The sequence below is a fragment of the Streptomyces tropicalis genome (assembly GCF_029269835.1).
GTDB classification, from domain to species: Bacteria; Actinomycetota; Actinomycetes; order Streptomycetales; family Streptomycetaceae; genus Streptomyces; species Streptomyces tropicalis.
This window is the reverse complement of record NZ_JARJBB010000002.1, coordinates 314,413-329,721: the sequence shown is the minus strand read 5'-3', so window position 1 is coordinate 329,721 and position 15,309 is coordinate 314,413. Positions and strand designations below refer to the sequence as shown.

Here is a 15,309-nt window from a genome sequence, read left to right as displayed (position 1 = left end):
GACCGGATCTGCGGCTTTTCCAGCCCTCGCGCCGGTCTGTGTCACCCGTGTTCCCGCGGTATGACCATGCAGGCCCACTCGCGCAACTGGTTTTCCGAACCAGCTGTCCGCTATGCGGACACCCCTGCCCGATAGTTGTGTAACACGTCCGTTTCGCAGGGATCTTTCACCAAACCGTTTGTCCGGATTTTGGAAGAAGTAGGCGTCAGGTGTGATCGAACCGAGACCTTGAAGGTGTGGTTCGGTGCGCGGCCCATGGCAGATAGTTAGGCGCGTAGAGCTCGGAAGAACGGGTCACGCGCTGCAGGCGGCGCCGACTCACGAGCGTGGGGGCACCTGACCATTTCAGGCACCGGTGACGGTGATGTGTCCTGTGCCCCCGCATGTGGTGAACCATTGGACTCATGAGGAGGAGCCCCATGCGTGGTGCCAAGAGCGCCAAGTGGGTTGCGATAGCTGCGGTTGTGGCGCTGGGCGCGACGGCTTGTGGTGGTGGCGGGGACAGCGGCTCGGGCAGCGGCAAGGGCGGCAACGGCATCGTCTCGGTGGAGATCGGCGAGCCGCAGAACGGCCTGGTTCCCACCAACACGTACGAGACCGAGGGCGGCCAGGTCATCAACGCCCTCTTCACGGGTCTGACCAAGCTTGACGCCAACAACAAGGTCGTCAACGCCATGGCCCAGTCGATCGAGACCAAGGACAACAAGGTCTGGACGATCAAGCTGAAGCCGGGCTACACCTTCCACAACGGCGAGAAGGTCACGGCCCAGTCGTTCATCGACGCCTGGAACTACGGCGCGAACCAGACGAACGCCCAGCAGACCAACCCGCTGTTCAGCCACATCGCCGGCTACAGCGACCTGAACCCGGGCGAGGGCAAGAAGCCGAAGACCGACAAGCTCTCGGGTCTGAAGGCCGTCGACGACAACACCCTCCAGGTCACGCTGACCAACCCGTTCGCGGCCTTCCCGTCGCAGCTGTCCTTCACGGCGTTCGTGCCGGTGCCGAAGGTCTTCTTCAAGGACCCGAAGGGCTTCGGCGAGGCCCCCATCGGCAACGGCCCGTTCGAGATGAAGGGCAAGTTCAAGCACAACGAGGAAATCAGCACCACCAAGTACGCCAAGTACCCGGACGCTTCGAAGATCGAGGCCAAGGGCGTCGACTTCAAGATCTACTCGAACGTCGACACGGCGTACAAGGACCTCGTCGCCGGCAACCTGGACGTCCTGCTGACGATCCCGAACTCGGGTCTGCCGACGTACCACAAGGACCTGCCGGGCCACACGATCGACGAGGCCGACTCGGCCGTCGGCTACATCGGCTTCCCGATCAAGTACAACAAGGCCTTCCAGAACGCGGACCTCCGCAAGGCCATCTCCATGTCGATCGACCGGAAGACGATCGCGGAGAAGGTCTTCCTCGGCGCCCGCACGCCGGCCGACGACTACATCAGCCCCATCATCGACGGCTACCGCAAGGGCGCCTGCGGTGATGCCTGCACCCTGAACGTCGCCAAGGCCAAGGACCTCTACAAGAAGAGCGGCGGCCTGCCCGGCAACAAGCTGGAGATCGGCTACAACGCGGACGGCGGCCACAAGGAGTGGGTCGAGGCGGTCGCGAACCAGATCCAGCAGAACCTGGGTGTCAAGGTCACGGCCAAGCCGTTCGAGCAGTTCCAGACCATCCTGAACGACCTGGACGCCAAGAAGTACCAGGGCTCGTTCCGTATGGCCTGGAGCATGGACTACCCGGACATGGAGGACTACCTCCGCCCGGTGTTCTCGAAGGACGCCATCACCAACGGCTCGAACTACTCGGGCTACGTGAACGAGAACTTCGAGAAGCTGCTCGCGCAGGGCGACAAGGCCCCGACGCACGAGGCGGCCGTCAAGACCTACCAGCAGGCCGACGACGTCCTCCTCAAGGACCTGCCGTACATCCCGGTGTACTTCTACACGCTGAACGCCGGGTTCAGTGACAAGGTGAAGTCGATGAAGGTCGCCGGTCACCAGATCCTGTGGGACACGGTCAAGGTCAGCTGACCCCGGTCTGAGCAGTCCCGGCACAGCAGACAGGGTGAGTAGGGGGAGGAGCTCGCAGCCTTCCCCTGCTCACCCCTTCTGCCGTCCTCCGTCCGACAGTGCTGCCGCCCCGGTTGCGGGCGTGTCGAGCACCCCCCTCTGGAGTACCCATGGGCCGATACGTCGTGCGCCGCCTCCTGCAGGTGATCCCTGTCATGATTGGCGTCACGTTCATCATCTTCTGCCTGGTCTTCGCGCTGCCCGGCGACCCGATCCAGGCACTGGCCGGCGACAAGCGCGCCGACCCCAACATCGCGGCGATCCTCCGCGCGCACTACCACCTCAACGAACCGCTGTACATGCAGTACTGGCACTACATCAGCGGCGTCTTCCGCGGCGACCTCGGGGAGACGTACAACGGGCGTGCCATCTCCGACATCGTCTCGCAGCGGTTCCCGGTCACGCTGAAGCTCGGCCTGACCTCCTTCGCGATGGAGGCCGTCATCGGCATCCTCGCGGGCATGCTCTCCGCCCTGAAGCGGGGCAAGTTCCTCGACAACGTCGTGCTGGTCGCCACCCTCCTGCTGATCTCGATCCCGGTGTTCGTGCTCGGCAGCGTGCTCCAGCTCGAGTTCGGCATGAACCTCAAGATCACCCCGATCTCCGGCATCGACAAGGGCTGGCCGCAGAGCTACATCCTCCCGGCCATCGTGCTCGCCTCGACCTCCATGGCGTACATCGCGCGACTGGTGCGGTCGAGCATGACCGAGTCCATCCGCGCGGACTACGTGCGCACCGCGATCGCCAAGGGCCTTCCGCGGCGCCGGGTCATCGGCCTGCACGCCCTGCGCAACTCGCTCATCCCGGTCGTCACCTTCCTGGGCTTCGACCTCGGTGCCCTCATGGGCGGCGCCATCATCACCGAGCGCGTGTTCAACATGCCCGGTCTCGGCGGCCAGCTGGCCCAGTCCGTCTACCTGCGCGAAAGTCCGGTCGTGGTCGGCCTGGTGACCCTCCTGGTGCTCATCTACCTGGCGGCCAACCTGCTCGTGGACCTGATGTACGCCGTGCTCGACCCGAGGATCCGCTATGAGTGAGAAGACGATCGAGAAGCCCCCGACCGACGCGCTGACCGCGGAGCGGGAGGCCGAGGCGGAGGAGAAGGCGGCGGCGCGGCAGGCCAGCCTCCTCAAGGACGGCTGGGCGGACCTGCGCAAGCGGCCCATGTTCCTCATCACCGCCTTCGTGATCCTGTGCCTGCTGGTACTGGCGATCGTGCCCGGACTGTTCACCGCGCGCTCTCCGTTCTCGGACGGCTTCTGCCAGCTGCAGAACTCCATGAACGGGCCGTCCTCCGGCCACCTGTTCGGCTTCGACGTGCAGGGCTGCGACATCTACACGCGGACCGTCTACGGCACCCGCAACTCGATCGTCGTCGGCGTGGTGACCACCATCGCCACCACCCTGATCGGCGGCCTGCTGGGCATGCTGGCGGGTCTGGTCGGCGGCTGGGTCGACGCGCTGCTGTCCCGCATCACCGAGGTCTTCTCGGCGCTGCCGCTCATCGTCGGCGGTCTGCTGATCATGTCGATCTGGCGCTCCGGCGACGTGTGGTCGGTGTCCTTCATCATGGCGATCCTCGGCTGGCCGCAGGTCTTCCGGATCATGCGCGGCGAGGTCATCTCCAACAAGTACAACGACTACGTGATGGCCGCCCGGGCGCTGGGTGCGGGCTCCTCGCGGATCGCGTTCCGGCACATCCTGCCGAACACGCTCGCCCCGGTCATCGTCATCACCACGATGAACCTCGGCGTCTACATCGCCGCCGAGGCCGCCCTGTCCTACCTGGGCATCGGCATCCAGTACCCGAACATCTCCTGGGGCCTGATGATCAGTGACGCCCAGGACCGGTTCCTGACCTCGCCGCACGCGCTGCTCTTCCCGGCAGGCGCCCTGAGCATCACCGTGCTGGCGTTCATCATGCTCGGCGACGTGGTCCGCGACGCCTTCGACCCCAAGATGCGCTGAGGGAGGCGTACGTGACCATCATCGACCCGACGGACGCCGTCCCGGCTCCGAGGTCCGGCGACGACCAGAAGACCGGCCCGCTGCTCGAAGTGCGCGACCTGCACGTCGAGTTCCAGACCCGTGAGGGTGTGGTCCGGGCTGTCAACGGCGTGAACTACTCGGTGAACTCCGGCGAGACCCTCGCCGTGCTCGGCGAGTCCGGCTCCGGCAAGTCCGTGACCGCGCAGGCGATCATGGGAATCCTCGACATGCCGCCGGCCCGCATCCCCCAGGGGGAGATCCGCTTCTACGGACAGGACATGCTCACCATGTCCGCCGATGAGCGGCGCAAGCTGCGCGGCGCGCGGATCGCGATGATCTTCCAGGACGCGCTGTCCGCCCTGAACCCCGTGCTCAGCGTGGGCTTCCAGCTGGGCGAGATGTTCCGCGTCCACCAGGGCCTGTCCCGCAAGGAGGCCAAGGCCAAGGCCATCGAGCTGATGGACCGGGTGAAGATCCCCGCGGCGGCGGCCCGGGTGAACGACTACCCGCACCAGTTCTCCGGCGGTATGCGCCAGCGCATCATGATCGCCATGGCGCTGGCCCTGGAGCCGGACCTGATCATCGCCGACGAGCCGACCACGGCCCTCGACGTGACCGTCCAGGCGCAGGTCATGGACCTGCTCGCGGAACTCCAGCGCGAGTACCGCATGGGCCTGATCCTCATCACCCACGACCTCGGTGTGGTGGCGGACGTCGCCGACAAGATCGCGGTGATGTACGCGGGCCGCATCGTGGAGACGGCGCCGGTGCACGAGCTGTACAAGCGCCCGGCCCACCCCTACACGCGCGGTCTGCTCGACTCGATCCCGCGTCTGGACCAGAAGGGCCAGGACCTCTACGCGATCAAGGGCCTGCCGCCCAACCTGCTGAAGGTGCCGAGCGGTTGCGCCTTCAACCCGCGCTGCGAGAAGGCGCAGGACATCTGCCGTACCGAGCTTCCGCCGCTGGTCCCGGTGACCGAGCGGGACGGAGCCGAACTGCCCGGCCGCGCCAGCGCGTGCCACTTCTGGAAGGAGACGATCCATGGCTGACCCGACCGGGGCCGCCGAGCCGACCGACGCGACGCCGAACGTCTCCCAGGTGGAGGTCGCCGACGTGCACTCCGAGGCGGAGGCGGTCGCGGCCCTCGACGCCAAGGTCGACCGGGGCGAGCCCATCCTCCAGGTGCGCGACCTCACCAAGCACTTCCCGCTGACGCAGGGCGTCCTCTTCAAGCGTCAGGTCGGTGCGGTGAAGGCCGTCGACGGCATCTCCTTCGACCTGTACCAGGGCGAGACCCTGGGCATCGTGGGCGAGTCCGGCTGCGGCAAGTCGACGGTGGCCAAGCTCCTGATGAACCTGGAGCGGGCCACGGCCGGCGAGATCTTCTACAAGGGCCAGGACATCTCCAAGCTGTCCGGCAAGGCCCTGAAGGCGGTCCGCCGCAACATCCAGATGATCTTCCAGGACCCGTACACGTCGCTCAACCCCCGTATGACGGTGGGCGACATCATCGGCGAGCCCTTCGACATCCACCCCGAGGTGGCGCCGAAGGGCGACCGCCGGCGCCGGGTGAAGGAACTGCTGGACGTCGTCGGCCTGAACCCGGAGTACATCAACCGGTACCCGCACCAGTTCTCCGGCGGTCAGCGCCAGCGCATCGGCATCGCCCGCGGCCTCGCGCTCAACCCCGAGGTCATCATCTGCGACGAGCCGGTGTCCGCGCTGGACGTGTCCGTGCAGGCCCAGGTCATCAACCTGATGGAGGGGCTGCAGAACGAGTTCAACCTGTCGTACCTCTTCATCGCGCACGACCTGTCCATCGTCCGGCACATCTCGGACCGCGTGGGCGTGATGTACCTCGGCAAGATGGCCGAGATCGGCTCCGACGAGCAGATCTACGAGCACCCGACGCACCCCTACACCCAGGCGCTGCTGTCGGCGGTCCCGGTGCCGGACCCGGAGGCCCGCGAGCACCGCGAGCGGATCATCCTCACCGGTGACGTGCCCTCCCCGGCCAACCCGCCCTCGGGCTGCCGCTTCCGCACCCGGTGCTGGAAGGCCCAGGACAAGTGCGCCGAGGAACTGCCGCTGCTGGCGATCCCCGAGCGTTTCAAGGACTCGGACACCCCGGCGGCGCACGAGTCGGCGTGCCACTTCGCCGAGGAGAAGGACGTCGTCAACGCGGCCTGACCCGTACAGCGGTACCCCGCCCGGTTCCCGGCACCTGCTCCAGGTGCCGGGAACCGGCGTTCTTGGGGCCGTCCGCCGGGCGCGCGGGGTGCGTCCGTCCGCCGGACCGTGCGGGGGAGGGGCGGCGCCGCCACCCGGGTGCCTCCGTTCGGCTGGTGCGGCCGCCGGGCCGGTGGGGCGCCGAGGCGGGATGTCGTTCATGTGCTGATGTGAGTGCCACGCATCCGTGGCGCGGCGCCGGCGGCACCGCGCACTCCGAGGAGGCACCCCATGCGTCGAGCCGGACGGGCCCGGTGGGCCGTGTGCGCGGCGGCGGTGCTCACGGCCACGGCGTGCGGCAGCGGGGCCGGCGCCCCGGGCGGGGCCGGGGTGCTCACCGCCTCCTGGGGCGACCCGCAGAACCCGCTGGAGCCGGCCAACACCAACGAGGTCCAGGGCGGCAAGGTCCTCGACATGATCTTCCGCGGGCTCAAGCGGTACGACCCGAGGACCGGCAAGGCCGAGAACATGCTCGCCGAGCGGATCGACACCGCGGACTCGCAGAACTTCACCGTCACCGTCAAGGACGGCTGGAGGTTCAGCAACGGCGAGAAGATCACCGCCAAGTCCTTCGTGGACGCCTGGAACTACGGCGCGAGCCTGCGCAACAACCAGAAGAACGCTTACTTCTTCGGCTACATCGACGGGTACGACAAGGTCCACCCGGACACCGGCACCCAGAGCGCCGACACCCTCTCCGGCCTCAAGGCCACCGGCCCGCGCACCTTCACCGTCCGGCTCAGCCAGAAGTTCTCCACCTTCCCCGACACCCTCGGCTACCCGGCCTTCGCGCCGCTGCCCACCGCGTTCTTCACCCACCACGCGGCCTGGCTGAGCAAGCCGGTCGGCAACGGCCCCTACGCCATCCAGTCGTACACCAAGGGCTCCGCGATGGACCTGCGCAGGTGGAACGCCTACCCCGGCCCCGACAAGGCGCGCAACGACGGGGTGACGCTGCTGGTCTACACGGACAGCAACACCGCCTACACCGACGTGCTGGCCGGGAACCTCGACCTCGTCGACGACGTGCCCGCCACCCAGCTCAAGAACGTCAGGACCGACCTCGACGGCCGCTACATCAACACACCGGCCGGCATCATCCAGACGCTGGCCTTCCCGTACTACGACGCGAAGTGGAACACCGCCGGCGCCCGCAAGGTCCGCACCGGCCTGTCCATGGCCATCAACCGCGCGCAGATCACCGAGACCATCTTCCGCCGCACCCGCACCCCGGCCACCGACTGGACGTCCCCGGTCCTCGGCACCGCCGGCGGCTTCCAGGCGGGCCTGTGCGGCGCCGCCTGCACCTACGACCCGGCCACGGCCAGGAAGCTGGTCCAGGAGGGCGGTGGCATCCCCGGCGGCCAGGTGAAGATCACGTACAACGCGGACACCGGCTCGCACAAGCAGTGGGTGGACGCCGTGTGCAACTCCATCAACAACGCCCTGGGCAACGACACCGCGTGCGTCGGCAACCCGATCGGCACCTTCGCCGACTTCCGCAACCAGATCTCCCAGCACCGGATGCAGGGGCCCTTCCGGGCCGGCTGGCAGATGGACTACCCGCTCATCCAGAACTTCCTGCAACCGCTCTACTACACGAACGCCTCGTCCAACGACGGCACGTGGTCGAACCCGCAGTTCGACCGGCTCGTCGACCGGGCCAACGCCGAGACCGACCAGCCCGCGGCCGTCCGGCTCTTCCAGCAGGCCGAGGGCGTGGTGAGGGACAACATGGCCGCCATTCCGTTGTGGTATCAGAACGGCAGCGCGGGCTACTCCGCGCGGCTCTCGCACGTGACGCTGAACCCCTTCAGCGTCCCCGTCTACGACGAGATCAAGGTCGGCTGAGCCGCCGTGGGACGCTATGTGCTCCGGCGCCTGCTCCAGATGATCCCGGTGTTCGTCGGGGCGACGCTGCTGATCTTCCTGATGGTCAACGTGATGGGCGACCCGATCGCGGGACTGTGCGGGGAGCGGCAGTGCGACCCCGCGACGGCGGCGCAGCTGCGCCGGGACTTCGGGCTCGACCAGCCGGTCTGGCAGCAGTACCTGACCTACATGGGGAACGTCTTCACCGGCGACTTCGGCACCGCCTTCAACGGCCAGCCGGTCACCGAGCTGATGGCGACCGCGTTCCCCGTCACCATCCGTCTCACCGTCGTGGCGATCCTCTTCGAGATCGTCATCGGCATCACCCTGGGCGTCCTCACCGGGCTGCGGCGCGGCCGGCCCGTCGACACCACGGTCCTGATCCTCACCCTCGTCGTCATCTCCGTCCCCACCTTCGTCACCGGCCTGCTGCTGCAACTGCTGCTCGGCGTCGAATGGGGGTGGATCAAACCGTCGGTCTCCCCGGCGGCGGACTTCGGGGAGCTGATCGTGCCGGGCCTGGTCCTCGCCTCCGTCTCCCTCGCCTACGTCACCCGCCTGACCCGCACCACCCTCGCGGAGAACCGCCGGTCCGACTACGTGCGCACCGCGATCGCGAAGGGGCTGCCCCGGCGCCGGGTGGTGGGCCGGCACCTGCTGCGCAACTCCCTCATCCCGGTGGTCACCTTCATCGGCGCCGACATCGGGGCGCTCATGGGCGGCGCCATCGTGACCGAGCGCATCTTCAACATCCACGGTGTCGGCTACCAGCTCTACCAGGGCATCCTGCGCCAGAACACCCAGACCGTGGTCGGCTTCGTCACCGTCCTCGTGCTGGTCTTCCTGGTCGCCAACCTCCTGGTGGACCTGCTGTACGCCGTCCTCGACCCGAGGATCCGCTATGCCTGAGCAGCCGCAGCAGCCCGAGGGTGCCATCGCGGGGACCGGGGCGGGCGGCGCCATGGACCTCGCGGCGAGCGAGGCCACGGCCCTGGAGCGCGGCCCGGGAGGGTACGGAGGCCGGGGAGGGCAGGACAAGCCGCGCAGCCTGTGGTCCGACGCCTGGCGCGACCTGCGCCGCAGCCCCGTCTTCCTCGCCTCCTCCGTGGTGATCCTCTTCCTGGTGGTCATCTCCGTCTGGCCGTCCCTGATCACCTCCGGGAACCCGCTCCAGTGCGACCTCGCCAAGGCCCAGGACGGCTCGCAGCCCGGACACCCCTTCGGCTTCGACGGCCAGGGCTGCGACGTGTACACCCGCACCGTCTACGGCGCCCGCGCCTCCGTCACGGTGGGCGTCTGCGCCACGCTCGGCGTCGCGCTGCTGGGGTCGGTCCTCGGCGGCCTCGCCGGCTTCTTCGGCGGCGCCTGGGACGGCTTCCTGTCCCGGATGACCGACATCTTCTTCGCGATCCCGGTCGTCCTCGGCGGTCTGGTGCTGCTGTCGGTGGTCACCAGCAACACGGTCTGGCCCGTCATCGGCTTCATGGTGCTGCTGGGCTGGCCGCAGATCGCCCGGATCGCGCGCGGCTCGGTCATCACCGCCCGGCAGAACGACTACGTCCAGGCCGCCCGGTCCCTCGGCGCCTCGCCCGCCCGCATCCTGCTGCGGCACATCGCGCCCAACGCGGTGGCCCCGGTGATCGTGGTGGCGACCATCGCGCTCGGCACGTACATCGCGCTGGAGGCGACCCTGTCCTACCTGGGCGTCGGCCTGAAGCCGCCCAGCGTGTCCTGGGGCATCGACATCTCCGCCGCCTCGCCCTACGTCCGCAACGCCCCGCACGCGCTGCTGTGGCCCTCCGGCGCGCTGGCGATCACCGTGCTCGCGTTCATCATGCTCGGCGACGCGGTGCGCGACGCCCTCGACCCGAAGCTGAGGTGAGCCGCCGTGCTGCTCGAAGTGCACGACCTGCACGTGGAGTTCGGCACCCGGGACGGCGTCGCCCATGCCGTCAACGGCGTCTCCTACCGGGTGGACGCGGGAGAGACGCTCGCCGTGCTCGGGGAGTCCGGCTCGGGCAAGTCGGTGACCGCGCAGGCCGTCATGGGCATCCTGGACACGCCGCCCGGCCGGATCACCGGCGGCCGGGTCCTGTTCCAGGGCCGCGACCTGCTCCGCCTCAAGGAGGAGGAGCGGCGCCGGGTCCGGGGCGCGGAGATGGCGATGATCTTCCAGGACTCGCTGTCCGCCCTCAACCCGGTGCTGACCGTGGGCGACCAGCTCGGCGAGATGTTCACCGTGCACCGCGGCATGTCCCGCCGGGACGCACGGCTGCGGGCGGTGGAGCTGATGGACCGGGTGCGCATCCCCGCCGCCGCCCAGCGGGTGGGCGACTACCCGCACCAGTTCTCCGGGGGCATGCGCCAGCGCATCATGATCGCCATGGCGCTGGCCCTGGAGCCGGCGCTCGTCATCGCCGACGAGCCGACCACCGCCCTCGACGTGACCGTGCAGGCCCAGGTGATGGACCTGCTGGCCGAGCTGCAGCGCGAGTACCGCATGGGCCTGGTCCTCATCACCCACGACCTGGGCGTGGTCGCCGACGTCGCCGACCGGATCGCGGTGATGTACGCGGGCCGGATCGTGGAGACGGCGCCCGTGCACGACCTGTACAAGGCGCCCGCGCACCCCTACACCCGCGGCCTGCTGGACTCCATCCCGCGCCTGGACCTCAAGGGCCGCGAGCTGTACGCCATCCAGGGCATGCCGCCCAGCCTCACCCGGGTGCCGCCCGGCTGCGCGTTCCACCCGCGCTGCCCGTTGGCCCGGGACGTGTGCCGCACCGACGTGCCGCCGCTGCAGGCCGTCCAGGGGCCGGGAGCCGAGGAGGGGGAGCGGGCGAGCGCCTGCCACTTCTGGAGGGAGTGCCTCCATGGCTGAGCCGATTCTCGAGGTCAGCGGGCTCGTCAAGCACTATCCGCTCACCCGGGGCGTGCTGTTCAAGAAGCAGGTCGGATCGGTCCGTGCGGTGGACGGCGTGGACTTCGTGCTGGCCGCGGGGGAGACCCTCGGCATCGTCGGCGAGTCCGGGTGCGGCAAGTCCACCGTCGCGCGGATGCTGTGCCACCTGGAGCGGCCGACCGCCGGAGCGATCCGCTTCAAGGGCCAGGACATCACCCAGCTGTCCGGCAAGGCCCTGAAGGCGGTCCGCCGCAACATCCAGATGGTGTTCCAGGACCCCTACACCTCGCTCAACCCCCGGATGACGGTGGGCGACATCGTCCAGGAGCCCTTCGAGATCCATCCCGAGGCCGCGCCGAAGAGCGACCGGCGGCGCCGGGTGCAGGAGCTCCTGGAGGTCGTCGGCCTCAACCCCGAGCACGTCAACCGGTACCCGCACCAGTTCTCGGGCGGCCAGCGCCAGCGCATCGGCATCGCCCGCGGCCTGGCGCTGCGCCCCGAGGTCATCGTCGCCGACGAGCCGGTGTCCGCGCTGGACGTGTCGGTGCAGGCGCAGGTCGTCAACCTGATGGAACGGCTGCAGGACGAGTTCGGCCTCTCCTACGTCTTCATCGCGCACGACCTGTCCATCGTCCGGCACATCTCGGACCGGGTGGCCGTGATGTACCTGGGCCGGATCGTGGAGACCGGGAGCGACGCGGGGATCTACGACCATCCCACGCACCCCTACACCCAGGCCCTGCTGTCCGCCGTGCCCGTGCCCGACCCGGCGGCCCGGGAGCACCGGGAGCGGATCATCCTGACCGGCGACGTGCCCTCCCCGGCCGACATCCCCTCCGGCTGCCGCTTCCGCACCCGCTGCTGGAAGGCGCAGGAGCGGTGCACGCGGGAGGTGCCGCTGCTCGCGGTGCCCGAGCGGTTCCGGGACGCCGCCGGGCCCGTGGCGCACGACTCGGCCTGCCACTTCGCCGAGGAGCGGCGGGTGCTGCCGCCGGACGAACCGCCGGGCCCGCACGGCCTGGTGACCGCGTGAGCGGCAGCGGCCCGGGCCAACCTCATTAACACGCAGGCAACTTGACCGACGCGGTCCCGATATGTGGACACGCCACGCTGGTGGACGTACGGCCGTGCGGGTGCCGTGGACGGGCCGGGGCGCACCACGCGGCCCCGGCCCGTCGCCGTCCCGGAGGGGGTCCGCGGGCGCTGCCCGTCACACCCCGGGCGCCGACCGCCGGTGCCGGTACAGCAGCACGGCCACCGACCCCGCGCCGGGGGCGGCCACGACGGGCACCACCCACCACGGCAGGCCCGGCCACAGCGCGAGGAACCCCGTGCCGAAGCAGACCGCGACGGCGGTGAGGCCCGACGGCCTGCCGAGCAGCGCCCAGGGGATGGGCTCGCTGCGGCGCGGCCGCACCAGGCGCACGGCACCGAAGACGGCGGTGAGGGCCGCGAGGAGCCCGGACGCCGTGCCGACCGCGGCGGTCATCTGCGCTTCGTCGCGCGGCTCCTCGGAGGTGGCCTGCCGGACGCCGCCGCGCGCGATGCGGACGACGCCGCCCCGCCAGAGGGTGCCGGTCACCCGGTCCCCGGGGCTCAGTTCCTCCCGCAGGGGACCCGGCTCGCCGAACCCGCGCGCCGGCAACGGCGGCGACGGGCAACGGGAGCGGACCCGTCCCTGCCGGACCCCGGCAGGGACGGGCGGACACGACCTAGACCAGCCCCAGCGACCGCTTCAGGAAGTCCACCTGGAGCAGCAGCAGGTTCTCCGCGACCTGCTCCTGGGGCGTCATGTGGGTGACCCCGGAGAGGGGGAGGACCTCGTGCGGGCGGCCCGCGGCGAGCAGGGCGGAGGACAGCCGCAGGGCGTGCGCGACCACCACGTTGTCGTCGGCCAGGCCGTGCACGACCATCAGCGGCCGGTGCGGCTCGGCCGGGGCGGACAGGCCGTCGTCGGTGACCAGGGAGCTGTGCGCGTACGCCTCCGGGGAGCGGGCCGGGTCGCCGAGGTAGCGCTCCGTGTAGTGGGTGTCGTACAGCCGCCAGTCGGTGACCGGTGCGCCGGCGATGCCCGCGTGGAAGACGTCGGGGCGGCGCAGGACGGCCAGGCCCGCCAGGTAGCCGCCGTAGGACCAGCCGCGGATCGCCACCCGGGACAGGTCCAGCGGGTGGCGCGTGGCGAGGTCCTGCAGGGCCTCGATCTGGTCGTCGAGGCTGACCGTGAAGTCGTGGTGGACCGCCTTCTCCCAGGCGGGGGAGCGGCCCGGGGTGCCGCGGCCGTCGGCGACGACCACCGCGAAGCCCTGGTCGGCGAACCACTGGGAGGTCAGGTGGGCGTTGTGCGCGGCGACCACCCGGGGGCCGTGCGGGCCGCCGTAGGGGTCCATGAGGACCGGCAGGGGAGTGTCACCGGGGTAGTCCGTAGGCATAAGCACGGCGCACGGGATTCGACGTGCGCCCCCCTGTGTGAGCGTCACGCGCGGGGACAAAACGGGATCTTCCGCATGGGAGGCGATGGTGGCGACCTCCTTGCCGCCCTGCAGCACCCGCACCCGGGCACCCGGCCGGTCGAGGTCTGCGGACACCAGTACGGTCACGCTTCCGGCGCGCACCGCCGAGTGCACGCCGGGCTCCTGCGATACGCGCTCCAGGCCGAGCTCGCTGACCCGGTAGACGTGCACCTCGCCGATTTCCGGCACGGCCGCCTCCTCGCCCGCCGAGGCGGCGACCAGCACGTCGTCGTCCGACACGTCCAGCACCGCGCGGACGTGCAACTGCGCTCCGGTCAAAGGGCGTTCGCCGACCGCCAGCACGCGCGCGCCCCCCTCGTCGGCGATGCGCACGAGCCGCCCGGACGGGGTCCAGCAGGGCACCCCAGGGAAAAGATCAAGCCATGTTGGATCTTCGTCCGCGTGCACCATCCGCGTCGCGCCCGACGCCGGGTCCACCGCCAGGTAGAGCTGGCTGAGCTGGTCCCGCGCCTGTACGAGCAGCAGCGGAGCACCCGCCTCCGACCAGTGCACATGCGCCAGATACGGGTACCGCTCCCGGTCCCAGGCCACCTCCGTGCGGGTCCCGTCCAGGCCGACCACGAACAGCCGCACGTCCGCGTTGGGGGTGCCCGCCGCCGGATAGGCGACCCGCTGCGGCTCGCGCCCGGGATGCGCCGGATCGGAGATCCACCACCGCTGCACCGGCGCGCCGTCCACCCGCGCCACCAGCAGCCGGTCCGACTCCGGGGCCCACCAGAAGCCCCGCGACCGGCCCATCTCCTCGGCCGCGATGAACTCGGCCAGCCCGTAGGAGACTTCGTCCGACTCCGGCTCGGCGAGCGCGCGGTCGCCGTCGCCCTCGGCGCCCACCACCCGCAGGGCGCCGCCGCAGACGTAGGCCACGTGCCTCCCGTCCGGCGCCGGACGCGGGTCGATCACCGGCCCGGGGACGGGCAGTTCACGCGCCGTGCCGGCCCGCAGCTCGGCCGTGAACAGCCGCCCGGACAGGGCGAACGCGGCCAGTTCCACGGCCGCGTCGGTGGCGTACCCGACGATGCCGGCGCCCCCCTCACGGCTGCGCTCGCGACGCGCCCGCTCCTCGGCGGGCAGGTCCTCCGCGGCGCCGCCGAGGAGGGCGCGCGGGTCGGCGGCCACGCGCTCCCCACCGCCCGCCGGATCCAGGACCCACAGGGAATTGGCCCGGTCCGTGCCGGAGTTCGAGCGCAGGAACGCGACCCGGGACGCGTCCGGGGACACGGTGAACGCACGCGGGGCACCGAGCGTGAACCGCTGGGTCCGCGCGTGGCGCCGGGGGAAGGAGACAGGCTCGGTCGTCATGCCCCGACCATATTGGCCATGCGCCCCCTTGTGCGGCCGTGCGCCGACCGATGCGCACGTACGGATAGTTATGATCGTTAGCGCATAGTGGGTATGAACCTGCTGCGCGCTGAATGGATTTATCTGCCCCCATCGTCCGACCCCCCGTGTCCTGGGATCTTTGGAGGTGAGCCGCCGTGGCACTCTCGATTTCGGCGGTGGTGCTGCTGGCGATCATCGTCTTCCTGCTGATCAAGAAGTCGGGATTGAAGGCCGGCCACGCCATCGTGTGCATGCTCCTCGGGTTCTATCTCGCGTCCTCCACGGTCGCGCCCACGATCCACGAGCTGACCACCAACATCGCGGGGATGATCGGCAGCCTCAAGTTCTGACCCTGCGCGTCCGGGGCGCCGCCGCCTCGTAG

At 69.8% G+C, this 15,309-nt stretch carries 13 protein-coding genes; 11 read left to right on the top strand and 2 right to left on the bottom strand.

Annotated elements, in window-relative coordinates:
• The first annotated feature begins 419 nt into the window (after positions 1-419).
• The 10 genes from P3H78_RS05450 (at position 420) to P3H78_RS05405 (ending at position 12,109) form a co-directional block, all read left to right on the top strand.
• The gene (locus P3H78_RS05450; protein WP_276107616.1) at positions 420-2,042 is read left to right on the top strand and encodes a peptide ABC transporter substrate-binding protein; all 1,623 of its coding nucleotides are present in this window, start codon (positions 420-422) and stop codon (positions 2,040-2,042) included.
• Between the two features lie 149 nt (positions 2,043-2,191).
• A complete protein-coding gene (locus P3H78_RS05445; protein WP_276107615.1) occupies positions 2,192-3,118 on the top strand; it encodes an ABC transporter permease in 927 nt (308 codons plus the stop codon).
• Positions 3,111-4,049, top strand: coding sequence for an ABC transporter permease (locus P3H78_RS05440; protein ID WP_276107614.1), 939 nt, complete (start codon positions 3,111-3,113; stop codon positions 4,047-4,049). The genes P3H78_RS05445 and P3H78_RS05440 overlap by 8 nt, the downstream gene beginning before the upstream one ends.
• Before the next feature lie 11 nt (positions 4,050-4,060).
• Positions 4,061-5,122, top strand: coding sequence for an ABC transporter ATP-binding protein (locus tag P3H78_RS05435; RefSeq protein WP_276107613.1), 1,062 nt, complete (start codon positions 4,061-4,063; stop codon positions 5,120-5,122).
• Positions 5,115-6,263 (top strand): ABC transporter ATP-binding protein, encoded by a 1,149-nt coding sequence (locus tag P3H78_RS05430; protein ID WP_276107612.1) that lies wholly within the window; start codon positions 5,115-5,117, stop codon positions 6,261-6,263. Before P3H78_RS05435 ends, P3H78_RS05430 begins: the two co-directional genes overlap by 8 nt.
• Before the next feature lie 270 nt (positions 6,264-6,533).
• A complete protein-coding gene (locus P3H78_RS05425; RefSeq protein ID WP_276107611.1) occupies positions 6,534-8,153 on the top strand; it encodes a peptide ABC transporter substrate-binding protein in 1,620 nt (539 codons plus the stop codon).
• Between the two features lie 6 nt (positions 8,154-8,159).
• Positions 8,160-9,083 carry an ABC transporter permease gene (locus P3H78_RS05420; protein ID WP_276107610.1) on the top strand — a complete coding sequence of 308 codons (924 nt, stop codon included), beginning with the start codon at positions 8,160-8,162 and terminating at the stop codon, positions 9,081-9,083.
• Positions 9,076-10,056 carry an ABC transporter permease gene (locus tag P3H78_RS05415; protein ID WP_276107609.1) on the top strand — a complete coding sequence of 327 codons (981 nt, stop codon included), beginning with the start codon at positions 9,076-9,078 and terminating at the stop codon, positions 10,054-10,056. The genes P3H78_RS05420 and P3H78_RS05415 overlap by 8 nt, the downstream gene beginning before the upstream one ends.
• Positions 10,057-10,062: 6 nt before the next feature.
• A complete protein-coding gene (locus P3H78_RS05410) occupies positions 10,063-11,055 on the top strand; it encodes an ABC transporter ATP-binding protein (protein WP_276107608.1) in 993 nt (330 codons plus the stop codon).
• Complete coding sequence (locus P3H78_RS05405; protein ID WP_276107607.1) at positions 11,048-12,109, top strand: ABC transporter ATP-binding protein; 1,062 nt, start codon at positions 11,048-11,050, stop codon at positions 12,107-12,109. The genes P3H78_RS05410 and P3H78_RS05405 overlap by 8 nt, the downstream gene beginning before the upstream one ends.
• Positions 12,110-12,286: 177 nt before the next feature.
• On the opposite strand, the gene P3H78_RS05400 is transcribed toward P3H78_RS05405, so the two are convergent.
• Together P3H78_RS05400 and P3H78_RS05395 are read right to left on the bottom strand one after the other, a co-directional pair.
• Entirely contained in the window at positions 12,287-12,658 is a 372-nt protein-coding gene (locus tag P3H78_RS05400) for a hypothetical protein (protein ID WP_276107606.1), read from the bottom strand.
• Between the two features lie 130 nt (positions 12,659-12,788).
• Positions 12,789-14,906, bottom strand: coding sequence for a S9 family peptidase (locus tag P3H78_RS05395; RefSeq protein ID WP_276107605.1), 2,118 nt, complete (start codon positions 14,904-14,906; stop codon positions 12,789-12,791).
• Positions 14,907-15,082: 176 nt separating this feature from the next.
• Here P3H78_RS05395 and P3H78_RS05390 point away from each other — a divergent pair, with 176 nt between their 5' ends.
• A complete protein-coding gene (locus P3H78_RS05390) occupies positions 15,083-15,277 on the top strand; it encodes a hypothetical protein (protein WP_276107604.1) in 195 nt (64 codons plus the stop codon).
• The last annotated feature ends 32 nt before the right edge of the window (positions 15,278-15,309 follow it).

Coding starts and splice junctions, on each gene's coding strand:
- P3H78_RS05445 (WP_276107615.1), top strand. CDS start 2,192: ATGGGCCGATACGTCGTGCGCCGCCTCCTGCAGGTGATCCCTGTCATG.
- P3H78_RS05430 (WP_276107612.1), top strand. CDS start 5,115: ATGGCTGACCCGACCGGGGCCGCCGAGCCGACCGACGCGACGCCGAAC.
- P3H78_RS05425 (WP_276107611.1), top strand. CDS start 6,534: ATGCGTCGAGCCGGACGGGCCCGGTGGGCCGTGTGCGCGGCGGCGGTG.
- P3H78_RS05405 (WP_276107607.1), top strand. CDS start 11,048: ATGGCTGAGCCGATTCTCGAGGTCAGCGGGCTCGTCAAGCACTATCCG.
- P3H78_RS05450 (WP_276107616.1), top strand. CDS start 420: ATGCGTGGTGCCAAGAGCGCCAAGTGGGTTGCGATAGCTGCGGTTGTG.
- P3H78_RS05415 (WP_276107609.1), top strand. CDS start 9,076: ATGCCTGAGCAGCCGCAGCAGCCCGAGGGTGCCATCGCGGGGACCGGG.
- P3H78_RS05440 (WP_276107614.1), top strand. CDS start 3,111: ATGAGTGAGAAGACGATCGAGAAGCCCCCGACCGACGCGCTGACCGCG.
- P3H78_RS05395 (WP_276107605.1), bottom strand. CDS start 14,906: ATGACGACCGAGCCTGTCTCCTTCCCCCGGCGCCACGCGCGGACCCAG.